This is a genomic window from Streptomyces sp. NPDC037421 (assembly GCF_055602105.1).
Genome location: NZ_JBVJWV010000006.1, coordinates 70,633 through 90,585 on the forward strand (window position 1 = coordinate 70,633; position 19,953 = coordinate 90,585).

22 protein-coding genes are annotated in these 19,953 nt (G+C 73.3%); 15 read left to right on the top strand and 7 right to left on the bottom strand.

All coding sequences use genetic code 11. The annotated features are described in order from the left end of the window. Nucleotides 1-96: 96 nt before the first annotated feature. The 4 genes from ACZ7IF_RS11355 to greA all read left to right on the top strand — a co-directional run bounded on the left by ACZ7IF_RS11355 (nt 97) and on the right by greA (nt 3,185). Nucleotides 97-510, top strand: a complete 414-nt coding sequence (locus ACZ7IF_RS11355) for a DUF4307 domain-containing protein (protein ID WP_470967141.1) — start codon at nt 97-99, stop codon at nt 508-510. 258 nt (nt 511-768) lie between these two features. After that, entirely contained in the window at nt 769-1,977 is a 1,209-nt protein-coding gene (locus ACZ7IF_RS11360) for a hypothetical protein (protein ID WP_470967146.1), read from the top strand. A gap of 91 nt (nt 1,978-2,068) precedes the next feature. Continuing rightward, the gene (locus tag ACZ7IF_RS11365) at nt 2,069-2,578 is read left to right on the top strand and encodes a cupin domain-containing protein (protein WP_470967152.1); all 510 of its coding nucleotides are present in this window, start codon (nt 2,069-2,071) and stop codon (nt 2,576-2,578) included. Nucleotides 2,579-2,687: 109 nt separating this feature from the next. Further along, nucleotides 2,688-3,185 carry a transcription elongation factor GreA gene (gene greA / locus ACZ7IF_RS11370; protein ID WP_470967155.1) on the top strand — a complete coding sequence of 166 codons (498 nt, stop codon included), beginning with the start codon at nt 2,688-2,690 and terminating at the stop codon, nt 3,183-3,185. 75 nt (nt 3,186-3,260) lie between these two features. Here greA and ilvA read toward each other — a convergent pair whose 3' ends face one another. Next, nucleotides 3,261-4,493 (bottom strand): threonine ammonia-lyase, encoded by a 1,233-nt coding sequence (gene ilvA, locus ACZ7IF_RS11375; protein ID WP_470967160.1) that lies wholly within the window; start codon nt 4,491-4,493, stop codon nt 3,261-3,263. A gap of 292 nt (nt 4,494-4,785) precedes the next feature. Here ilvA and ACZ7IF_RS11380 point away from each other — a divergent pair, with 292 nt between their 5' ends. The 3 genes from ACZ7IF_RS11380 to ACZ7IF_RS11390 all read left to right on the top strand — a co-directional run bounded on the left by ACZ7IF_RS11380 (nt 4,786) and on the right by ACZ7IF_RS11390 (nt 6,068). After that, nucleotides 4,786-5,307 carry a MarR family winged helix-turn-helix transcriptional regulator gene (locus ACZ7IF_RS11380; protein ID WP_007266115.1) on the top strand — a complete coding sequence of 174 codons (522 nt, stop codon included), beginning with the start codon at nt 4,786-4,788 and terminating at the stop codon, nt 5,305-5,307. Between the two features lie 72 nt (nt 5,308-5,379). Further along, nucleotides 5,380-5,823, top strand: coding sequence for an RNA polymerase (locus tag ACZ7IF_RS11385; protein WP_470967171.1), 444 nt, complete (start codon nt 5,380-5,382; stop codon nt 5,821-5,823). Continuing rightward, the gene (locus ACZ7IF_RS11390; RefSeq protein WP_470967175.1) at nt 5,820-6,068 is read left to right on the top strand and encodes a hypothetical protein; all 249 of its coding nucleotides are present in this window, start codon (nt 5,820-5,822) and stop codon (nt 6,066-6,068) included. Before ACZ7IF_RS11385 ends, ACZ7IF_RS11390 begins: the two co-directional genes overlap by 4 nt. 33 nt (nt 6,069-6,101) lie before the next feature. Here the strand turns inward: ACZ7IF_RS11390 and ACZ7IF_RS11395 are convergent, their stop codons facing one another. Beyond that, nucleotides 6,102-7,259: a cystathionine gamma-synthase gene (locus ACZ7IF_RS11395; protein WP_470967178.1), complete on the bottom strand. Its 1,158-nt coding sequence runs from the start codon at nt 7,257-7,259 to the stop codon at nt 6,102-6,104. 130 nt (nt 7,260-7,389) lie between these two features. Between ACZ7IF_RS11395 and ACZ7IF_RS11400 the strand changes: the two genes are divergently transcribed. From ACZ7IF_RS11400 to ACZ7IF_RS11425, 6 genes are all read left to right on the top strand, one after another. Continuing rightward, nucleotides 7,390-8,496, top strand: a complete 1,107-nt coding sequence (locus ACZ7IF_RS11400; RefSeq protein ID WP_470967181.1) for a hypothetical protein — start codon at nt 7,390-7,392, stop codon at nt 8,494-8,496. A gap of 167 nt (nt 8,497-8,663) precedes the next feature. Then, the gene (locus ACZ7IF_RS11405) at nt 8,664-10,262 is read left to right on the top strand and encodes a M48 family metalloprotease (protein ID WP_470967185.1); all 1,599 of its coding nucleotides are present in this window, start codon (nt 8,664-8,666) and stop codon (nt 10,260-10,262) included. Beyond that, nucleotides 10,259-11,401 carry a hypothetical protein gene (locus tag ACZ7IF_RS11410; RefSeq protein ID WP_470967188.1) on the top strand — a complete coding sequence of 381 codons (1,143 nt, stop codon included), beginning with the start codon at nt 10,259-10,261 and terminating at the stop codon, nt 11,399-11,401. Before ACZ7IF_RS11405 ends, ACZ7IF_RS11410 begins: the two co-directional genes overlap by 4 nt. Before the next feature lie 260 nt (nt 11,402-11,661). Continuing rightward, nucleotides 11,662-12,324, top strand: a complete 663-nt coding sequence (gene msrA / locus ACZ7IF_RS11415) for a peptide-methionine (S)-S-oxide reductase MsrA (RefSeq protein ID WP_470967194.1) — start codon at nt 11,662-11,664, stop codon at nt 12,322-12,324. Between the two features lie 72 nt (nt 12,325-12,396). Continuing rightward, nucleotides 12,397-13,155: an SDR family NAD(P)-dependent oxidoreductase gene (locus tag ACZ7IF_RS11420; protein WP_470967199.1), complete on the top strand. Its 759-nt coding sequence runs from the start codon at nt 12,397-12,399 to the stop codon at nt 13,153-13,155. Nucleotides 13,156-13,167: 12 nt separating this feature from the next. Continuing rightward, complete coding sequence (locus ACZ7IF_RS11425) at nt 13,168-13,548, top strand: MerR family transcriptional regulator (RefSeq protein WP_470967204.1); 381 nt, start codon at nt 13,168-13,170, stop codon at nt 13,546-13,548. Here ACZ7IF_RS11425 and ACZ7IF_RS11430 read toward each other — a convergent pair. After that, nucleotides 13,515-14,561 (bottom strand): NAD(P)-dependent alcohol dehydrogenase, encoded by a 1,047-nt coding sequence (locus tag ACZ7IF_RS11430; RefSeq protein ID WP_470967210.1) that lies wholly within the window; start codon nt 14,559-14,561, stop codon nt 13,515-13,517. The genes ACZ7IF_RS11425 and ACZ7IF_RS11430 overlap by 34 nt on opposite strands. Nucleotides 14,562-14,766: 205 nt before the next feature. Here ACZ7IF_RS11430 and ACZ7IF_RS11435 point away from each other — a divergent pair, with 205 nt between their 5' ends. Next, on the top strand, nt 14,767-15,657 hold the full coding sequence (locus ACZ7IF_RS11435) for an MmyB family transcriptional regulator (protein ID WP_470967215.1): 891 nt from the start codon (nt 14,767-14,769) through the stop codon (nt 15,655-15,657). A 19-nt stretch (nt 15,658-15,676) separates the two neighbouring features. Here ACZ7IF_RS11435 and ACZ7IF_RS11440 read toward each other — a convergent pair whose 3' ends face one another. The 3 genes from ACZ7IF_RS11440 to ACZ7IF_RS11450 all read right to left on the bottom strand — a co-directional run bounded on the left by ACZ7IF_RS11440 (nt 15,677) and on the right by ACZ7IF_RS11450 (nt 17,790). After that, complete coding sequence (locus ACZ7IF_RS11440; RefSeq protein ID WP_470967219.1) at nt 15,677-16,021, bottom strand: GNAT family N-acetyltransferase; 345 nt, start codon at nt 16,019-16,021, stop codon at nt 15,677-15,679. A gap of 62 nt (nt 16,022-16,083) precedes the next feature. After that, the gene (locus tag ACZ7IF_RS11445) at nt 16,084-17,328 is read right to left on the bottom strand and encodes a L,D-transpeptidase (RefSeq protein ID WP_470967222.1); all 1,245 of its coding nucleotides are present in this window, start codon (nt 17,326-17,328) and stop codon (nt 16,084-16,086) included. A 159-nt stretch (nt 17,329-17,487) separates the two neighbouring features. Further along, complete coding sequence (locus ACZ7IF_RS11450; RefSeq protein ID WP_470967227.1) at nt 17,488-17,790, bottom strand: hypothetical protein; 303 nt, start codon at nt 17,788-17,790, stop codon at nt 17,488-17,490. Between the two features lie 146 nt (nt 17,791-17,936). On the opposite strand from ACZ7IF_RS11450, the gene ACZ7IF_RS11455 reads away from it, so the two are divergent. Beyond that, nucleotides 17,937-18,323 carry a hypothetical protein gene (locus tag ACZ7IF_RS11455; protein ID WP_470967232.1) on the top strand — a complete coding sequence of 129 codons (387 nt, stop codon included), beginning with the start codon at nt 17,937-17,939 and terminating at the stop codon, nt 18,321-18,323. Between the two features lie 67 nt (nt 18,324-18,390). On the opposite strand, the gene hutH is transcribed toward ACZ7IF_RS11455, so the two are convergent. Then, nucleotides 18,391-19,932: a histidine ammonia-lyase gene (gene hutH / locus ACZ7IF_RS11460; protein ID WP_470968170.1), complete on the bottom strand. Its 1,542-nt coding sequence runs from the start codon at nt 19,930-19,932 to the stop codon at nt 18,391-18,393. Nucleotides 19,933-19,953: the final 21 nt, after the last annotated feature.

The following is a 19,953-nucleotide window of genomic DNA, read 5'->3' on the forward strand; positions in this document are numbered from 1 at the left end:
CTGTGATTCGGCGCGACGGTCAGCCTCTATATTGACCGAATCGGGGGTTGGAAAATTCCTGGGTGCCCCACCCCTCCCCGACGAGAGGAATCGATCATGAGCGCGGTGCGCGAAGGGCTCCCCGAGGGCCGGTACGGCCGGTCGGCGGACGAGCGCGCGGACCGGAAGCTGAAGATCGTCGGGTCGGTCCTCGGGGTCGGGCTGCTGGCCGTGGTCGGCTGGATCGGCTGGGACTACGTCGGCGGGCAGAGCGTCAGCGCCGAGGTGATCAAGTTCCAGATCGTCTCCGACAGCGAGGTCAAGGTGCACCTGGAGGTCCGCAAGGAGGCCTCGGTCACCGGCGTGTGCACCCTCAGCTCCCAGGACGAGCAGCACGGCGAGGTGGGCCGCGCGGACTTCACGTTCGGGCAGGACGCGAAGCGGGTGGACGAGATGGTCACCCTGAAGACCACGGGGCGGGCCACGATGGTGGAGCTGGTCGGCTGCCAGCCGGCGGGCACGACGGGCTGACGCCCCTCGGCGCCCGGCCCTCGGAACCCGGGGCCCGGGGGCTGGAGCCGCGGGCCCCTGCCGCCGACCGGCCCGGCCGGTGGCGCGTGCGGCCGCGGGCTCAGGAACCCGGGCGGCGGAAGGCTCGGCGGAAGGCCCCGGCGCGGCGGAATCCGGCCCGGATGACCCGGCCCGGCTTCTTTGATCATGGCCATCGGTGCCGCCTAGCATGGACATGCCACTCCCCCGCGCCCCTGTCCAGCCCGACGGAAGACACCCATGCGCCTCCAGCGGATATCCGCCGCGACCGCGGCCCTCGCCGCGCTCACCACCCTCGCCACCGCCTGCGAGGACCCCGCCAAGCCGGGCCCGCCCGCCGCGAGCGCCGCCGCGACCGCCGGGGCCTCCGCCCCGGCCTCCCCCACGGCCGCCGGCTCCGCGCCCGCCACGCTGGCCGGGGCGCAGGCACACGTACAGCAGTACACGTCCTGCGAGAACCTGAGCACCGACCCGAACGACGGCCGGGTGCCGCTCAGCGGGTTCATCGGCGCCGGGGACTGGTCCATCACGGAGCGCGGCGTCTGCACGGACAAGAAGGCGCGGGGCGAGATCGTCCTCTTCCTGACCCCGGACATGAAGGCCTTCCAGCAGGCCGCCAAGGACCACGCCGCGAAGCTGCTCGCCGAGGGCCGGGACGACACCGACCTCGCCAGCCGCACGGTCGTGGGCAAGACCTTCGCGCTGACCGCGCTCAAGACCGCCACCGCCGTGTCCCTGGTCGACCCGCCCAACTCCGACCTGCGCATCCTGAGCTGCAACCCCAACGTCTACGTACCGGAGGGCTTCAAGAAGGAGAAGGCCCTGGTCGAGGGGTGCTTCCTCACCGACTACGTCAACAGCCCCGACGGCCAGGGCAGCCCCCACCGCGGGGCGGTCCGCGACCCCTCCACCGAGGGGAGCGCGGAGCCGGGCCAGCCGGCCACCGGCAGCCTGGGCCTGCCGAGCGCGGGCAGCATCGCCGAGCTGAAGAAGCTCGTCAGCCCGCACACGGTCGACTGCACGAAGATGACCGTCACCGACGAGCACGTGCAGTCGATCGACTACATGCCGGTCGTCGACGGCAGCCCCCGCTCGTGGGGCGTCAAGCAGCGGGCCGTCTGCGGCGAGCTCGGCGGGGAGCGGCGCGCGCACAACCTGAACTGGCTGGACACCGTCTCCGACATGAAGACCCTCCAGACCAAGGCCAAGGCGGCGCAGCTGGCCGACCTGAAGGACGACGGGCGCCTCAAGGCCACCGCGAGCAAGCTGCTGGTCGGTACGAACATCGCCGTGGAGACCAACAACAAGAACGTCCGCGGCGGTCTGTACCAGCTCCAGTTCCTGTACCTGAACTGCGAGACCGGCTTCACCGCGCCGGCCGGCTACCGGCTGGAGAAGGCACAGGTCGAGGGCTGCGTGCTGACCAACTTCGAGCGCCCGGGAACGTGACAGACGGCCGCCCGGGGCGTGCGCCGCGCGCCCCGGGGGGTATCGACTGGGGTGTTCCGTCATCCGAGCACCAGGAGCACCAGGAGCCGACATGTCACTCTTCATCCCGGATTTCGACGACTCCGTGGTCGTCCGCGCCGCCGAAGCGGAGGAGATCCACTACGGGCCGGACTCCTCCCTGCGCCTGCTGGCCGACAGCTCCACGGGCGGCGGGTTCCTGTCCACCATGCGCGTGAGCCTGCACGCGGGCTCCGACGGCGCCCGCCCGCACCACCACGGCCGGTCCGCCGAGATGTTCTACATGATCGACGGGACGGCCCAGCTGCTGGCCGGTGACAAGGTGGTCACCGCCGAGGCCGGCGACCTGGTCATCGTGCCGCCGGGGCAGCAGCACGCCTTCGCCGCCGCGCCCGGGGAGAGCGCCGAGATGCTGGTGGTCATCACCCCGGGGGTGGAGCGGTTCGAGTACTTCCGCCACCTGGAGCGCATCAGGTACGGAAAGGTGCCGCCGGAGAGCCTGCTGGAGGTCCAGGACCTGTACGACACGTACTTCGGCACCAGTGCCGCCTGGGAGGCCGTGCGCGCCCCCCGGACCCAATGACACACTTCATACACATGGTGTCCTCCCCCTTTTCTTCCCGAATTGTTAGGCTCGTGGTTTCGCCCGCCGCTGGCGGCTTTGTAGTCCCCTGTACCGACGAGGAGCACCCGTGACCCAGACGAGCGAGAGCGTCACCTGGCTGACCCAGGCGGCGTACGACCAGCTGAAGGCCGAGCTGGACTACCTCTCTGGTCCCGCCCGCACGGAGATCGCCATGAAGATCGCGGCTGCCCGCGAGGAGGGCGACCTGCGCGAGAACGGCGGTTACCACGCGGCCAAGGAGGAGCAGGGCAAGCAGGAGCTGCGCGTGCGCCAGCTCACGCAGCTCCTGGAGAACGCCAAGGTCGGCACGGCCCCCGCCTCCGACGGCGAGGTCGCGCCGGGCACCCTCGTCACGATCGCCTTCGACGGCGACGAGGACGACACCCTGGAGTTCCTGCTGGCCTCCCGCGAGTACGCGTCCTCCGACTTCGAGACCTACTCGCCGCAGTCCCCGCTGGGCGCCGGCGTGAACGGCAAGAAGGTCGGCGACGACGCCCAGTACGAGCTGCCGAACGGCAAGAAGGCCACGGTCAAGATCCTGGCCGTCAAGCCCTTCAACGGCTGATCACCCCCCTACGCACACCTGTGCGCGAGCCCCCGCCGGACCGGGTCCGGCGGGGGCTCGCGTGCGTCCCCGGCGTCAGTCCATGACCCGGTAGCCCGCCGCGTGCAGGGAGCGGGCGACCTCCGCGCAGTGCTCGGGACCCTTCGTCTCCAGTTGCAGTTCCACCTCGACCTCGGTCAGCCCGAGCCGCGGGTCGGTCCGTACGTGGCTGACGTCCAGCACGTTGGCGTCCACCGTCGACAGCACCGCCAGCAGCCCCGCCAGGGCCCCCGGCCGGTCCGCGACCCGCAGCCGCAGCGACAGGTAGCGGCCCGCCGCCGCCATGCCGTGCCGCAGGATCCGCTGGAGCAGCAGCGGGTCGACGTTGCCGCCCGACAGCACGGCGACCACCGGGCCGCTCCCGTACAGCTCCGGCTCGCTCAGCAGGGCCGCCACCGTGCTGCACCCGGCCGGCTCCACGACCAGCTTGGCCCGCTCCAGGCAGAGCAGCAGGGCACTGGACAGGGCGTCCTCGGACACGGTCCGTACGTCGTCCAGCAGCTCCCCGATGATCGCGAAGGGGACGTCGCCGGGACGGCCGACCTTGATGCCGTCCGCCATCGTGTTCGGGTTCTCGATCGACACCGGGTGCCCGACCCGCAGCGAGGGCGGGTACGCGGCGGCGCCCGCCGCCTGCACGCCGATCACCTTCACGTCCGGGCGCAGCGCCTTGACCGCGACCGCGACGCCGGCGGCGAGCCCGCCGCCGCCGATGCCGACGAGGATGGTGCGCACCTCGGGGCACTGTTCCAGGACCTCCAGGCCCACCGTGCCCTGGCCGGCGATGATGTCGCGGTGGTCGAAGGGGTGGATGAACACCGCCCCGGTGCGGTCGGCGTACTCCTGGGCGGCGGCGAGGGTCTCGTCGACGACCTGGCCGTGCAGGCGCACCTCGGCGCCGTACTCCCGGGTGGCGGCCATCTTCGGCAGCGGGGCCCCGACCGGCATGAACACGGTGGAGCGGACCCCGAGCAGGGAGGAGGCCAGCGCCACGCCCTGGGCGTGGTTGCCCGCGCTGGCGGCGACGACCCCGGCGGCGCGCTGTTCGGGACGCAGGCCCGCGATGCGCACGTACGCTCCGCGCAGCTTGAAGGAGCCGGTGCGCTGGAGGTTCTCGCACTTGAAGTGGACGGGGGAGCCCGTGAGGGCCGACAGGTGCCGGCTGCCCTCCATCGGCGTCACCCGGGACACGCCCGACAGCATCTTCTGGGCCCCCCGGACGTCGTCGAGGATGACCTGCGGAACGGGCACGGGCACGCGGTAGTTCATGCGGCCAGTCTCGCAGCCCGCGGGGGCCCCGGCTCAGGGACGGACGGAGCGCGGGCGGGGCGGCGCGCGAGGGGCGCGCCGTGCCGGGGCGGCGACCGCGCGGGGCCTCGCGAGGGCCTCACAAGGGGCGCATAAGGGGCACACAAGCGGCGAAATCTCGCCATGCGGGACACACCCCCGGCGGGCGCCACGACGGGCCGTATCAGTTATCAAACGCGGCGTACGAGGCGCCGCAGGGCCGCGTACTCTGTCCCCCATCCCTGTCGGCCCCATGCGAAGAGAGCCCACGGCCATGCCCTCGATCCCGGCCAGTTCCGACCTGCCCACGGCGGCCGAAGCGCCCGCCGGAGCCGGACTCCTCGACGCGCTCCAGCACCAGGTGGCCGTCTTCGCCCGCCGGGCCGAGCAGACCCGCCTGGGCGGCGTCGGCCAGGCCCGCAACTCGATGGACCGGGCCGCGTACCTGCTGCTGAACCGGCTCGACCTGGAAGGCCCGATGGGCGTGAAGGCGCTCGCGGGCGGGATGGGCATCGACTCGTCCACCGTGACCCGCCAGGTCGCCCCGCTCGTCGACAGCGGCCTGGTCAAGCGGACCTCGCACCCCGAGGACGGCCGGGCCGTGGTGCTCGCGCTGTCCCCGCGCGGGCTGGCCCGCCTGGAGGAGGTCCGCTCCTCGCGGCGCGAGCTGATGGCCCGGGTGACGGAGGGCTGGGCGGAGGACGAGCGCGAGGTGTTCACCGCCTTGCTGACCCGTTTCAACGGCTCGCTGTCGGAGCTGATGTCCGCCGCCTCCGAGGGTGGCCCGGCCTCCTGACCCGGCGGGCGCCGACGCGTCGGATCCGGCCGTGTCCGACCCCTTGACCCGGGTGGTGGCACCGGCCCCACCATGTGTGCTGTGGACCGGCGTTCGGGGCGGGATGCGGAGTTCGAGGCCTTCGTCGCGGGCGCGGCGGGGCGGCTGCTGCACGTCGCCGCCCTGCTGACGGCCGAGCCCCCGGACGCGGCTCCCGCCGCCCGGCGGATCCTCGCGGGCGCGCTGGCCCGTACGTACGCGCACTGGGCGCGGCTGCGCGACGACGACCCGTACGACCACACCCGCGCCGAGCTGTGCGCCGCGTACGCCCGCGCCGCCCGCCGGCTCCCCGCGGGCGGCGGGGTCCTCGCGCCGCTGGGCCCGCTGGAGCGGCTGGTGCTGGTGATGCGGATCTACGAGGGCGTCGCGGAGGAGGTCACGGCCGCGCAGCTGGGGCTGCCGCCTGAGCGGGTCGAGGCCGTGTGCAACCGGGCGGTGGCGGTCCTGCGCTCCGAAGCCGCCCCGGAGGCGGCATGAGCCCCCTCGACCGCAAGGAGGCGCAGGTCAGGCAGCTGCTCGACGGTCCGCACCCGGCGGTCCCGGCCGACCTCGCGGCGGCGGCCCGGGCGCACGGCAGGCGGCTGCTGCGCCGTCGGCGGGCCCTGCGCCGGTTCGGCTGGGCACTGCTGTGGGCGGCGGCGGTGGCCTTCACGGTGTGGGCGGCGCTGACCCGCCCGTGGGTGGTCCCGCCGAGCGACGTGTCGCCGCCCCTGGGCTGGTAGCGCTCCAGGGGCGGCGGCGGGGGCGGAGCAGTCCTAGCCGAGGGCCTGGACGAGGTCCGCGACGAGGTCGTCGGCGTTCTCGATGCCGACGGAGACGCGGATCAGGTCCGCGGGGACCTCCAGGGCCGAGCCGGCCACCGAGGCGTGGGTCATCCGGCCCGGGTGCTCGATGAGGGACTCGACGCCGCCGAGGGACTCGGCCAGGGTGAAGATCTTGGTGCGGCCGCAGACCGCGACGGCCTCCTCCTCGCCGCCGGCGACCTGGAAGGAGACCATGCCGCCGAAGTTGCGCATCTGCTTGGCGGCGATCTCGTGGCCCGGGTGCTCGGGCAGGCCCGGGTAGAGGACCTTGGTGACCTTCGGGTGGCGCTTGAGCGCCTCCACGACCTTCGCCGCGTTCTCGGCGTGCCGGTCCATGCGCACGGCCAGCGTCTTGATGCCGCGCAGCACGACCCAGGAGTCGAAGGGCCCGGCGACCGCGCCCATCGCGTTCTGGTGGTAGGCCAGCTCCTCGCCGAGGGCCTCGTCGGCCGTGACCAGGGCGCCGCCGACGACGTCGGAGTGGCCGCCCATGTACTTGGTCAGCGAGTGCACGACCACGTCGGCGCCGAGCGCCAGCGGCTGCTGGAGGTAGGGGGAGGCGAAGGTGTTGTCGACGACCAGCTTCGCGCCGGCGTCGCGCGCGATCTGGGAGACCATCGCGATGTCGGTGATGCCCAGCAGCGGGTTCGAGGGGGTCTCGACCCAGATGACCTTGGTCTTCGGGGTGAGGGCGGCGCGCACCGAGTCCGCGTCGGAGGTGTCTGCCACCGACCACTCCACGCCCCAGCGGGAGACGACCTTCGCGAAGAGGCGGAACGTACCGCCGTAGGCGTCGTTGGGGATGACCACGTGGTCGCCCGGGGAGAGCAGCGTACGCAGCAGGCAGTCCTCGGCGGCGAGCCCGGACGCGAAGGCGAGGCCGCGCCGGCCGCCCTCCAGCGCCGCGAGGTTCTCCTCCAGCGCGGTACGGGTCGGGTTGGCGCTGCGGCTGTACTCGTAGCCGCCGCGCAGTCCGCCCACGCCGTCCTGCTTGTAGGTGGACACCTGGTAGATGGGCGGTACGACCGCGCCGGTCTGCGGGTCCGCCGTGTTGCCCGCGTGGATCGCGCGGGTCTCGAAGCTCTGGTGCTCGTGGCTGTCGTCGCTCATGAGGCAGATGCTATGCCCCGTCAGCCCCGCGGTCCTCTCCTGGCCTGACCGTGCGCTGACCTGCGCGCGGACGGGGTGGGCGGAGCGGGCCGTTCGCCATTCGGCCGCCGGGTCTGGTTCGCTTGGCGGTATGCAGATTATCTGGGTCCTGATGGGGCTGGCCCTGGCCGTCGCCGTGTTCTTCTCGTTCAGACGGGCCGGGCGGGGCGGTCTGACCCTGGTCGCGCCGGGCAGCCCCGACGCCGCCGACCCCGCGGACTACGGGTTCGCACGCGAGGAAGAGCTGGACGTCCGGGTGCCCGGGCCCGACCACGACCTGATGGACGCTCTGGAGAACGTCCAGCGCACCGGCCACTGGCGGGCCGCGTCCGCGCTGCTCGCCGGCACCCCGAAGGACGGCGAGCGGCGCTGGCAGCGCGTGCAGGCATTCGGCGGCGCGGCGGCCCTGGAGCTGGCGCAGCGGCCGGGGGCCGGCGCGCAGTGGCTGAAGGCCTGGCGGCTGGAGGCGGAGAAGGACGCGGGCGGTGCGCAGGTGCACGCGGAGCTGCTGGTGCAGCAGGCGTGGCGGTCCTCGGGCGGGGTGGGCTCGCAGGACCACCGGATCATCCTGGAGGAGGCCCGCGACGCCTGCCGAAAGGCGTCGCTGCTGGCGCCCGGCGACCCGGTCCCCGTCATCACGGAGCTCGCGATCGCGCGGGGGCTGGGGTACTCGGAGGCGGAGTTCGACGCGCTGTGGGCCCGGGTGATCGACGTGGCGCCGGAGCACATGGGCGCGCACCTGGCCGCCCTGCACTACTGGTGCGAGAAGTGGCACGGCTCCCGGGAGAAGGCCGACGCCTTCGCGCAGACGGCCGCGGCCCGCGCCCCGCAGGGCTCGCTGCTGGCGGCGCTGCCGCTGTTCTCGGTGTACGAGAACATGCCCGACATGGTCATGGTGAGCGACTTCGGGAAGACCGCGGTGGTCTCGCGGGCAGTGGAAGGGGCCCTGTACGCGGTGCACCAGGCGCGGGCGGACGACCCGATGCTGGCGCACGTACGGCACCTGCTGATGTGGTTCCTGGTGAGCATGGGGCGCTGGGCGGAGGCCATGGAGCAGGTCCGGCACGTCGACGGGTACGTGGGCGCCCTGCCCTGGTCGGCCTCGGAGGAACCGGCGGCCGCGTACGCGGTGGCCCGGGCGATGGCGGTGGCCGGCTACGAGGCCAACGGCGGCTCCCCGGCGACGCTGCCGAACTGACCCGCGACGGTGAGGGGCGGGGCGGCGTGCGCCCCTCACCCCTCGCCCCCGCTGCGGATACCGGCACCCCCGCTCCCGGCCCGTCGGCGCCGGGCCATAAGGTGCGCGTAAACATTGCACCATGTGCGCGTCAAAAACCGCACCATCCTGTGGGGGACCCCATCCATATGGGCGCTTCGCTGCGCGCTCTGCGCGCCCTCGTCCTGCTCGCCGGCTTCTACCTGCTCAGCGTGTTCCTGCTCGCCATCCTCGGGCTGATCGACTGGGCGGTCTTCAGCTGGCTGCACGGCGGTATCGCCGGCAAGATCCTGATCGGCACGGTGGTCCTCGCCATCCCGATCGTGCGCGGCATGTTCATGCTCCGCACCCCCAAGGCCGACCCCATGCCGGGCGTCCGCGTCACCGAGGCGCAGGAGCCCGCCCTGTGGCGGGCCGTACGCGAGATCGCCGACGAGGTCGGCACCCGCGCCCCCGACGAGATCCTCCTGATCGACGAGGTCAACGCCGCCGTCTCCGAGGACTCCAGGCTGCTCGGGCTGGTGTCCGGCACCCGCCGCCTCTACCTGGGCCTGCCCCTGATGACGGGCCTGGACGAGATGCAGCTGCGCGCCGTGCTCGCCCACGAGATGGGCCACTACGCCAACTTCGACACCCGCCTCACCCCGCTGATCGCCCGCGGCCGCGCCCAGATCGTGCGCACCATCCGCCACTTCGAGGAGCGCGCGGACAACACCGAGGCCAAGGAGCGCGCCAAGCAGGAGAAGCGCGCCGAGAAGCGGATCGCCAAGGGCAAGAAGGCCAAGGAGATCGACACCGACGGCGCGGGCTTCTCGTACCGCGCCATGGCGGCGGTCTACACCTTCTACGCCGCCTTCTACATGCGCGCCACGCTGTCCTCCTCGCGCCGCCAGGAGCTGGCCGCCGACCTCGCCTCCGTCCGCGTCGCCGGCCGCGACTCCGCCGCCTCCGCGCTGCGCGAGCTGAACGCCCTCGACTCGGCGCACGGCTTCTACATGAGCTCGTACGCCACCCTCGGCGTCGGCGCCGGCCTGCTGCCGCGCCCCGGCCAGGTCTTCGGCGGACTCCGGCAGCTGCTCGACGCCCGCTCCGGCGAGCTGGAGGACCTGCGCAGGGACCTGTCCACCGAGCCCGCCTCCCCGTACGACTCCCACCCCGCGCTCGCCGAGCGCGTGGCCCGCATCGAGGCCCTGCCCGACGACGGCCGCGCCGGCCAGGCGGCCCGCCCGGCCCTGGAGCTGCTCGCCGCCCCGCAGGAGGCGCTGGCCGCGCTGGAGCAGGTCGTCCTCACCCCCGAGGCACTCGCGCTCACCCGCGTGGACTGGGACGAGCTCGTCCACCAGTCGATGACCACCTACGTCGGCCGGGGCGCGGAGGAGATCCGCGAGGCCCTCACCGCCGAGGGCGCCGGCCCGGGCCTCGGCGACCTGCTGGACTCGATCGACGCCGACCCGGCGGTGCGCTGGCGGATCGCCGACCGCTTCCCGAAGTCCGAGGAGGCGCAGGCCGCGACCGGCCGCACCGCCCGCGAGTTCGCCCGCCCGGTCGTCCGGCGGGCCCTCGGCCAGCTCGTCACCGTCGAGCTGCTGGCCCGCGGCGCCGCCCGCTGGGAGCTGTCCTGGTCGGACTCGGCCGCCCTGTCCTACCCCGTCCCCGGTTTCGAGGACGAGCTCGGCCCCGCCCTGGACGCGGCCGTCGCCGACCTGCCCGACACCGAACTCCTGCGGAAGCTGGTGCTCGCCCCGTGACCGTCGTACTCGTCGTCATCGGCGTCCTGCTGCTGGCCGCCGCCTGCTGGGTCCTGCGCGGGGTGTACCTCATCCGCAAGGCCAAGCGCCTGGAAGCCGAGATCGGCACCCTGAACGCGCAGACGGAGGCCGTCGAGGCCGACGCTGAGGCCCGCAAGGCGGCCGCGGTCGTCGCGCTGGGCTTCGTCGCGGAGGCCGACCTGGACACCGAGAACCCGGCGCCGGTCCCGGCCGGGCGGCTCGCCGTCCTGGAGGCCGTCCGCTCGGGCGACTGGGAGGCGGCCGCCGCGTACGTCGAGGACGCCGGGCAGGACTGGCAGGAGCGGCTGGAGCGGGTGCGCCCGCTGGCCGAGGCGGCCGCCGAGGACGACGCCTGGCTGCTGGCCTGGCGCGCGGCCCGGCCCGGGGACGCCACGGCGGCCCTCGTCAACGCCGACACCAGCGTGATGGTGGCCTGGAACGTACGCGGCAGCCAGTCCGGCAGCCGCACCACCCAGGAGCAGTTCCGGCTCTTCCACCAGCTGCTGACCAAGGCCCAGGCCGACGCGCACGAGGCGCAGAAGCTGGCCGCCCCCGCCGACCCCGGCCCGTACGTCGTCGAGCAGGCCATCGGCATGGGCCTGGGCTACTCGCACGAGCGCTACCGGGAGCTGTGGGAACGCATCACCGAGCGCGCCCCGCGGGTGCTGTGGTCGCACGTCGCGGGCCTTCAGTACTGGTGCGCGAAGTGGCAGGGCTCGCACGAGCTGGCCATGGCCTTCGCCCGCGAGTCGGCGGCCGCCGGCGAGCCGGGCGACCTGCTCACCCTGCTCCCCCTGATGGCGTACTTCGAGCAGGAGACGTACGAGGACGACCTCCTGCCGGAGACGTACTACAAGGAGCCGGAGATCGTCGCCGCGGCCGACGCCGCACTCGCCGACCTGGCCGCCGCCGGCAACGAGCACCCCGGGACCCCGCGGATGCGGCACATGCTGGCCTACCTGCTGTTCTGGCAGGACCGGGACGCGGAGGCGGTCGAACAGTTCCGCCACGTCGACGGGCACATCGGCGCCGTGCCGTGGACGTACGCCGGGTCGCCGAAGCAGCGCTACCTGTACGCCCGCGACTGGGCGGTGAACGTGACCACGCCGGACGCGTAGTCCCCGGCGGAGGCGGGGGGGGGGGGGGGGGGGGGGGGGGGGGGGGGGGGGGGGGGGGGGGGGGGGGGGGGGTGGGGGGGGGGGGGGGGGGTGGTGGGAGGGGGGGGGGGGGGGTCTGTGGGTCCCCCCTCCTCCCCCCCCCCCCCCCCCCCCCCCCCCCCCCCCCCCCCCCCCCCCCCCCCCCCCCCTCCTCCCTCCCCCCCCCCCCCCCCCCCCCCCCCCCCCCCCCGACCGTTGTCCCTCCCACAAGGAGGGAATCCATGTTCTCGTACCGCCGCACGCCCGAGCTCCCCACCCGCGAGGAGGCCCTGAAGGGCCGCGCCGAAGCGCCGTTCTCGCTGCCCGAGCGCCACACCGTCCTCGGCAACCCGCTGTCCGGCCCCTACCCGGAGGGCCTGGAGGTCGCCGACTTCGGCCTGGGCTGCTTCTGGGGCGCCGAGCGCAAGTTCTGGCAGACCCCCGGGGTGTGGACCACCCTGGCCGGCTACCAGGGCGGCTACACCGAAAACCCGCTGTACGAGGAGGTGTGCTCCGGCCAGACCGGCCACACCGAGGTCGTCCGCGTGGTCTTCGACCCGGCGCAGGTGGCCTACTCCACCCTCCTCAAGCTCTTCTGGGAGTCCCACGACCCCACCCAGGGCTTCCGCCAGGGCAACGACGTCGGCACCCAGTACCGCTCGGCCGTCTACACCCACTCCCCCGCCCACCAGGCGGCCGCCGAAGCCTCCCGCGAGGCCTACCAGCGCGTCCTGACGGCCTCGGGCCACGGCGACATCACCACCGCCGTCCTCCCCGCCGAGGACCGCCCCTTCTGGCCTGCGGAGCCGTACCACCAGCAGTACCTCGACAAGAACCCCGGCGGCTACTGCGGCATCGGCGGCACGGGCGTCTCCTGCCCGATCGGGGTGGCCGCGGCGGAGTGACGGCCCTGCGCCACCGCCCGGACCGCCCCGGGCTTGACCTTGCCGCTGGCGGCAGGGTTGTTCCATCGGGGCATGGAGAACAGAGCGAGTGAGCAGCGGGTCGTCCTCGTCACCGGCGGCGGGACCGGGATCGGGCGGGCCACCGCGCGGGCCTTCGCGGCCGCCGGTGAGCGGGTGGTGGTGGTCGGACGGAGGGCGTCGGCACTCACCGAGAGCGCCGGCGGCCATCCCGGAATCCGGCCGCTCGCCGGCGATGTGAGCGCCCCCGGCGGGCCGGAGCGGATCGTGGAGCGGGTCCTGGCGGAGCACGGCCGGCTCGACGTGCTCGTGAACAACGCCGGGATCGTGCGCGCCGGCGCCCTCGGCGGGGTGAGCGGCGGCGACGTCGCCGCGCAGGTGGGCACCAACCTCGTCGCGCCGGTGCTGCTCACCCAGGCCGCCCTGCCGGCGCTGGAGGCCGCCGGGGCGGGGGTCGTCGTCAACGTCAGCACCGCCGTCGGGCAGCGGGGCTGGCCCGGCGCCTCCGTCTACGCCGCCACCAAGGCCGCCCTCGACACCCTCACCCGCAGCTGGGCCGTGGAGCTCGCCCCGCGCGGCGTCCGGGTCGTGGGAGTCGCGCCCGGCGCGGTGGACACGCCGATCGGCGACCACCAGGGGCTCAGCCCCGAGCGGGCCGCCGAGGTGCGGGCGTGGCAGGTGGCGCGCACCCCGCTGGGGCGGGTCGGCCGGCCCGAGGAGGTCGCCTGGACGGTGTGCCGGCTCGCGGACCCGGCCGCCTCGTTCCTGACCGGGGCCGTGGTCCCGGTGGACGGGGGCGCCTCGGCGGCCTGACAGCATGACCGCATGCTGATCGGGGAACTCGCCGCGGCCGCCGGCACCACCGCCCGCGCCCTGCGCCACTACGAGCGGGCGGGGCTGATCTCCTCCGAGCGGGCGCCGAACGGCTACCGGGTCTACGAGGAGCGGGCCGCCGTACGGGTCCGCAACATCAGGGTGCTGCTGGAGGCGGGGCTCACCCTGGAGGACGTACGGGTGTTCCTGCCGTGCCTGGACGGGGACGTGGCCGCCGGGCCGCCGTCGGCCAAGGGGCTGGCGGTGGCCCGGGAGCGGCTCGCCGTCCTGGAGGCCCGGATCGCCGTGCAGACGGCCGCCCGGGACAGGCTGCGGGAGGCGCTGGGGCGGGCGGCGGATCAGATGGTCGAGGCGTCGATGACGAACCGGTAGCGGACGTCACTGGACAGGACCCGCTCGTAGGCGTCGTTGATGTCCTCGCCGCGGATCACCTCGATGTCCGAGCCCAGGCCGTGCTCCGCGCAGAAGTCCAGCATCTCCTGCGTCTCGGCGATGCCGCCGATCATCGACCCGGCGAGGGTCTTGTTGCCGCCGATGACGGAGAACAGGTTCAGCTCCACCGGCTCCTCGGGCGCGCCCACGTTCACCAGCGCGCCGCCGACCCGCAGCAGGGACAGGTACCGGTCCAGGCCGAGCGGCGCGGACACGGTGGACACGATCAGGTCGAAGCGGCCCTTCAGCTCCTCGAAGGTGGCCTCGTCGCTGGTCGCGTAGTAGTGCGCGGCGCCCAGCCGCAGGCCGTCGTCCTTCTTGCGCAGCGACTGGGACAGGACGGTCACCTCGGCGCCGAGCGCGGCGGCGATCTTCACTCCCATGTGGCCGAGCCCGCCGAGGCCGACGACCGCGACCTTCTTGCCGGGGCCCGCCTGCCAGTGCTTGAGCGGCGAGTACAGGGTGATGCCGGCGCACAGCAGCGGCGCGGCGACCTCGAGGGAGAGCCCTTCGGGGATGCGGACGGCGTAGTTCTCGTCGACGACGAGGTGCGTGGAGTAACCGCCGTACGTGGGCTCGCCGTTCCGGTCGAGGGCGTTGTACGTGCCGGTCGCGCCCCGGACGCAGTGCTGCTCCTGCCCGGCGAGGCAGTACTCGCACTCGCGGCAGGAGTCGACCAGGCAGCCGACGCCGACCTGGTCGCCGACCGCGAACTTCGAGACGCCCGAGCCGACTTCGGTGACGACACCGGCGATCTCGTGGCCCGGGACCATCGGGAAGATGCCCTCGCCCCAGCCGTCGCGGGCCTGGTGGATGTCGGAGTGGCAGATGCCGGCGAACTTGATCTCGATGAGTACGTCGTGCTCACCGACCGGGCGGCGCGGGACCGTGGTGCGCTCCAGCGGAGCCTTGGGGGCGGGGGCGGCGTAGGCGGCTGCCTGGGTGACGGACATGGGGTGCTCTCCTCGGACGAGGACGCCCGGCGGGGCGGTCCGCTGTGTGGCGGGCGGGCCGGGGCGTCCGTTCTGCGACGTCCCCACGATGCCCCTCCCGGCGCGGCCCACCCAGCCCCCTGTCGAGCCTAGGACTGCTGGACCTACCCCTGACGGGGTCAGGCTGAGCCCCGCTCGGGGCGCGCGCGCCGGGGATACTTGCGGTATGGACCAGCTTGATCAGCGAGCCGAACTCGGGGACTTCCTGCGCAGCTGCCGAGCCCGGCTGCGCCCCGCGGACGTGGGCCTGCCCGACCACGGGCGTCGGCGCCGGGTGCCGGGGCTGCGCCGGGAGGAACTGGCGCAGCTGGCCGGGGTGTCGGTGGCGTACTACACCCGCCTGGAGCAGGGGCACGGCCAGAACGTGTCGGCGGAGGTGCTGGACGCCATCGCGCGTGCGCTGCGCCTGAGCGGCACCGAGTCGGCGCACCTGAACCACCTCGCGAGCCCCCGCACCCGCCGCGCCGGCCGCCCGGCCCGCCCCCAGCAGGTCCGGCCGGAGCTGCGCACGCTGCTGGCGGCGATGGAGGGCGTACCGGCGTACCTGGTGGGGCGGCGGCAGGACGTGATCGGCTGGAACCCGCTCGCCGCGGCCGTCTTCGGGGATTTCGGGGCGCTGCCGGCGGCGGAGCGGAACCTGGTGCGGCTGGTGTTCCTGGATCCGGCGACGGCCGAGCTGTACGCCGACTGGGAGTGCCGGGCCTGCGAGGTCGTCAGCAACCTGCGGCTGTACGCGGGCCAGCACCCCGACGACGAGCGGCTGTCCGCGCTGGTCGGGGAGCTGTCGGTGAAGAACGAGGAGTTCCGCCGGCTGTGGGCGGCACACACGGTGGCCGACAAGACGCACGGGGTGAAGCGGCTGCGGCACCCGATCGTGGGCGAGCTGGAGCTGGCCTTCGAGACGCTGACGCTGCCCGACGACCCGGCGCAGTTCCTGGTGACCTACCACGCCGAGCCGGGCTCGCCCTCGGCGGACGCCCTGCGGCTGCTGTCGTCCTGGACGGCTCCGCCGGTGTCCCCGGTGTCGGCCCAGCGGCCCGCCGAAGACCGGGCGTAGGGATCAGAGGGCGTAGGGATCAGAGCGTGAGCTGGAAGAGGCCCGCGCCGCGTTCGCGGCGGTAGCCGAGGGACTCGTTCACGGCCAGCATCGGGGCGTTCTCGTCGGCCACCGTGGTGCCGATGCGGCGCAGCCCCGGGAGGTGCTCGGCGGCGTACGCCTCCATGCGCAGCTTGACCGCGCGGCCCAGGCCGTGGCCCCGGTGGCCGGGGACGACGACGGTGTCGTACTGGAGGGCGCGCGGGCCCTGCGGGTCCGGCCGCACGAGCACCGTGTACGCGGCCACCTCCCCGGCCGGGGTGACCGCCGCGACCATGGCCATCTCCCCGCCGCGGTCCAGGACGAGCCGCTGCGCGCCCCTCAAACGCCGGACGGCGGGGAGCCCTTCCGGGCTCCCCGCCGTCCGTCCGTACCGCTGCCGTGGCGTCAGGCCGACGGGCCGGCCTTCCACTCGGCCCACGACATGTTCCAGCCGTTGAGGCCGTTGTCCGGCTTGATGGTCTTGTCCGGGGAGTTCACCACGGTGACGACGTCGCCGATGAGCGAGTTGTCGAAGAACCAGGCGCCGGGCTGGTTCGGGTCGTTGGCGCCCTTGGCGTCGTTCAGACCGACACAGCCGTGGCTGGTGTTGACCTTGCCGAAGATCGAGTCGGCGCCCCAGTAGTTGCCGTGGATGAAGGTGCCGGACGTGGACAGCCGCATCGCGTGCGGGACGTCCTTGATGTCGTACTCGCCCTTGCCCTCCTTGTTCGTGAAGCCCACGGTCGAGCCGTCCATCCGGGTCTCCTTGAACTTCTCGGAGATCACCATCTGGCCGTTGTAGGTGGGGTTCTCGGGGGAACCGGCCGAGATCGGGATGGTCTTGAGGACCTGTCCGTCACGGGTGACCGTCATCGTCTTCGCCTTCACGTCGACGGTGGAGACCTGGCTCCGGCCGATCTTGAAGGTGACGGTCTTGTTCTGCGCGCCGACGATGCCGGGCGCGCCCTGGACGCCCTGGAGGGCGAGCTTCAGGGTGACGGTGGAGTTCGCCTGCCAGTACTGCTCGGGGCGGAAGTCCAGGCGCTGGTTGCCGAACCAGTGGCCGACGACCTCCTGGCCGCTGCTGGAGGTGACGCTGATGGCCGCCTGGACGGCCTTCTGGTCCTTGATCGGCTTGTTGAAGGTGATCGAGACCGGCATGCCCACGCCGACCGTCTCGCCCTCCTCCGGCACGAAGGAGCCGACGAAGCTGTTCTCCGGGGAGAGGGTGGTGAAGGAGGCGTTCTCGTGCGCCTCGCGCCCGGCCTCGTCCTTCGCGGTCGCGGCGAGGGCGTACTTGGTGGAGCGCTTCAGCGCGGCGTCCGGCTTCCAGCTCTTGCCGTCGGCGGCGATCTTGCCCGTGACGGCCGAACCGTCGGAGCTCTTCAGCTCGACCTTCGTGAGCGTGCCGTCGGTGACGGCGACGTTCGTCCCGTCGTTCAGCGGGACATTGGTGGAGCCGTCCTTGGGCGTGATGGCTATTCGGGCCTTGGAGGCGTCCTTGGCCGCAGCCGCGTCGACCTCCGCCTGCGACTTGCCCGCTTCCGAGCTGCCCTGAGACTTTTCGCCGCCCCCGTCATTGCAGGCCGAAAGCATCAGTACGCCACCGAGTACGGCGGACACGGCCACCAGGGACCTTCTCCGCCGCATGCTGTACGTCCTCACACGTCACTCCATCGTTGCCGTGAAACCCCGGGCTGCGATCCCGGGATCGGGCCGGGCAGGGGGCGACGCCCCCTGCTCGTCCTGACAACGCGTTAACGACGCGGTTCGGTTCCACATTCCGTTCGAATGTGTGCAACCCCACGGTCAGGCGTTGTCGGCCCCTTCTTCGAAAGCACCATCTTCCTCGTCGAGGTCCCACTCCAGGGACTCGGGGTCGTATTCGACCGGTTCACTGCTCCAGGAGGCCTGCGCCAGCTCGACTCCGGTCAGCTCGGCGACCAGGTCGGTGGGGTCGACGAGGTAGGCCAGGGCCTCCGATTCGTCCTCCATGACGGCCGACTCCGCGTGCGCGCGCTCCTCGTCCGGCATGAACTCGTCGGCCTTGATGTGCGCGAGGGCCGCGCCGATGAGGGCGTCGGAGTCCGACACCTCCAGCACCAAATCCACCCGAAGTCGTACGTATCGTGATGCATCAGAAGGGTTCATACGACGGAGAGTAAGCCCGCGACAGCCTCGACTTTCCCGCGACCCGCCCCTTTCACTAGCATCTGCGCACACGGCCAATTCGCTGCTTCCGCAAGGGGGATCGCACCGTGTCCGCACGTCGACCTCTGCTCACCGCCCTCGGGGCGACCACCCTCCTCGCCGCCCTCTGGTTCGTCCCGTCGGCGAACGCCACCGCCCCCGGCCTGTCCGAGGGCACCCCGGGCGCGCCCGCCGCCGCCAACACCGGAACCGTCTCGGGCACCGGCACGGACGACGGCGACGCCGACCCCGGCACCGGCACCGGCACCGGCACCGGTACGGGCACGGGGACCATCGCCGGCGTCTCCGACGAACGGCCCGCCGGCATCACCGTCCTCTCGCTCGCCGACACCGGCAGCGTCGACACCACCCCCTACGTGCTGGGCGGCACCCTCTGCCTGGGCCTCGGCGCGGGCTTCGTGGCCTTCTCCGTACGCCGCTCCCGCAGCCTCTAGACACAGCGGAAGGGCCGCACCCCCCAACGGGGTGCGGCCCTTCTCCTGCCCTTGCTCCCGCTCCGGATCAGGCGAGGGGGCCGGTCACCGGCTCGACGGCCGCGACGAGCCCGCCCGCGCGCACGAAGGCGTCGGCGGCGGCCAGGTCCGGCGCGAGGAAGCGGTCCGGACCGGGGCCCTCGACGCCCGCGGCCCGCACCGCCGCGATCGCGGCCTGACTGGCCGGCGCCGGGGTGAGCCCGTGGCGCAGCTCGATGGCGCGGGTGGCCGCGTACAGCTCGATGGCGACGATCCGGGTCAGGTTGTCGACCGCGGTACGCAGCTTGCGCGCCGCCGACCAGCCCATGGAGACGTGGTCCTCCTGCATGGCGGAGGAGGGGATGGAGTCGGCGGACGCCGGCACGGCGAGCCGCTTCATCTCGCTGACCAGGGCGGCCTGCGTGTACTGGGCGATCATCAGACCGGAGTCGACGCCGGCGTCGTCCGCGAGGAACGGCGGCAGACCGTGGCTGCGGTTCTTGTCGAGCAGCCGGTCGGTGCGCCGCTCGGCGATGGAGCCGAGGTCCGCGGCGGCGATGGCCAGGAAGTCCAGTACGTACGCCACGGGCGCGCCGTGGAAGTTGCCGTTGGACTCCACGCGGCCGTCGGGCAGCACGACCGGGTTGTCGACGGCCGAGGCCAGCTCCCGGGAGGCGACGAGGGCGGCGTGCGCCATGGTGTCGCGGCCCGCGCCGGCGACCTGCGGGGCGCAGCGCACGGAGTAGGCGTCCTGCACGCGCGGGGCGGACTCCTCCTGGAAGTGCCCGGTGAGCCCGGAGCCCTTCAGCACGGCGGCCATGTTGGCGGCGGAGGCGCCCTGGCCGGGGTGCGGGCGGATGGCGTGCAGCTCGGGCGCGAGCACCTTCTCGGTGCCGAGCAGCGCCTCCAGGGTCAGCGCGGCGGTGATGTCGGCGGACTTGTACAGCGTGTCGAGGTCGGCGAGGGCCATCACCAGCATGCCGAGCATGCCGTCGGTGCCGTTGAGGAGGGCGAGGCCCTCCTTCTCGCGGAGCTCGACGGGCTCGATGCCGTGCTCGGCGAGCAGCTCGCCGGCGGGGCGGACGGTGCCGTCGGGGCCCTCGGCGTCACCCTCGCCCATGAGCGCGAGGGCGCAGTGGGAGAGCGGCGCGAGGTCGCCGGAACAGCCGAGGGAGCCGTACTCGTGGACGACGGGGGTGATCCCGGCGTTGAGCAGGTCGGCCATGGTCTGCGCGACCGAGGGCCGCACGCCGGTGTGCCCGGAGGCCACCGTCTTCAGACGCAGGAACATCAGGGCGCGGACGACCTCCCGCTCGACGCGCGGGCCCATGCCGGCGGCGTGCGAACGGACGATGTTGCGCTGGAGCTGCGCGCGCAGCTCGGGGCTGATGTGCCGGGAGGCGAGCGCCCCGAAGCCGGTGGAGACCCCGTAGACGGGCTCGGGCTTGGCGGCGAGCGCGTCGACGATCTCGCGAGCGCGGCCGAGCGCTTCCAGCGCTTCGGCGGACAGCTCGACCCGCGCGTTGCCGCGGGCGACGGCGATGACGTCCTCGGCGGTGGTCCCGGACGTCCCCACCACGACAGTGTGCATATCCATATTCAGCACCCTACG

Coding starts and splice junctions, on each gene's coding strand:
- ACZ7IF_RS11435 (WP_470967215.1), top strand. CDS start 14,767: ATGGACCAGCTTGATCAGCGAGCCGAACTCGGGGACTTCCTGCGCAGC.
- ACZ7IF_RS11400 (WP_470967181.1), top strand. CDS start 7,390: ATGCAGATTATCTGGGTCCTGATGGGGCTGGCCCTGGCCGTCGCCGTG.
- msrA (WP_470967194.1), top strand. CDS start 11,662: ATGTTCTCGTACCGCCGCACGCCCGAGCTCCCCACCCGCGAGGAGGCC.
- ACZ7IF_RS11430 (WP_470967210.1), bottom strand. CDS start 14,561: ATGTCCGTCACCCAGGCAGCCGCCTACGCCGCCCCCGCCCCCAAGGCT.
- ACZ7IF_RS11355 (WP_470967141.1), top strand. CDS start 97: ATGAGCGCGGTGCGCGAAGGGCTCCCCGAGGGCCGGTACGGCCGGTCG.
- ACZ7IF_RS11395 (WP_470967178.1), bottom strand. CDS start 7,259: ATGAGCGACGACAGCCACGAGCACCAGAGCTTCGAGACCCGCGCGATC.
- ACZ7IF_RS11380 (WP_007266115.1), top strand. CDS start 4,786: ATGCCCTCGATCCCGGCCAGTTCCGACCTGCCCACGGCGGCCGAAGCG.
- ACZ7IF_RS11405 (WP_470967185.1), top strand. CDS start 8,664: ATGGGCGCTTCGCTGCGCGCTCTGCGCGCCCTCGTCCTGCTCGCCGGC.
- ACZ7IF_RS11385 (WP_470967171.1), top strand. CDS start 5,380: ATGTGTGCTGTGGACCGGCGTTCGGGGCGGGATGCGGAGTTCGAGGCC.
- ACZ7IF_RS11445 (WP_470967222.1), bottom strand. CDS start 17,328: ATGCGGCGGAGAAGGTCCCTGGTGGCCGTGTCCGCCGTACTCGGTGGC.
- ACZ7IF_RS11360 (WP_470967146.1), top strand. CDS start 769: ATGCGCCTCCAGCGGATATCCGCCGCGACCGCGGCCCTCGCCGCGCTC.
- ACZ7IF_RS11365 (WP_470967152.1), top strand. CDS start 2,069: ATGTCACTCTTCATCCCGGATTTCGACGACTCCGTGGTCGTCCGCGCC.
- ilvA (WP_470967160.1), bottom strand. CDS start 4,493: ATGAACTACCGCGTGCCCGTGCCCGTTCCGCAGGTCATCCTCGACGAC.
- ACZ7IF_RS11420 (WP_470967199.1), top strand. CDS start 12,397: ATGGAGAACAGAGCGAGTGAGCAGCGGGTCGTCCTCGTCACCGGCGGC.
- ACZ7IF_RS11425 (WP_470967204.1), top strand. CDS start 13,168: ATGCTGATCGGGGAACTCGCCGCGGCCGCCGGCACCACCGCCCGCGCC.
- hutH (WP_470968170.1), bottom strand. CDS start 19,932: ATGCACACTGTCGTGGTGGGGACGTCCGGGACCACCGCCGAGGACGTC.
- ACZ7IF_RS11390 (WP_470967175.1), top strand. CDS start 5,820: ATGAGCCCCCTCGACCGCAAGGAGGCGCAGGTCAGGCAGCTGCTCGAC.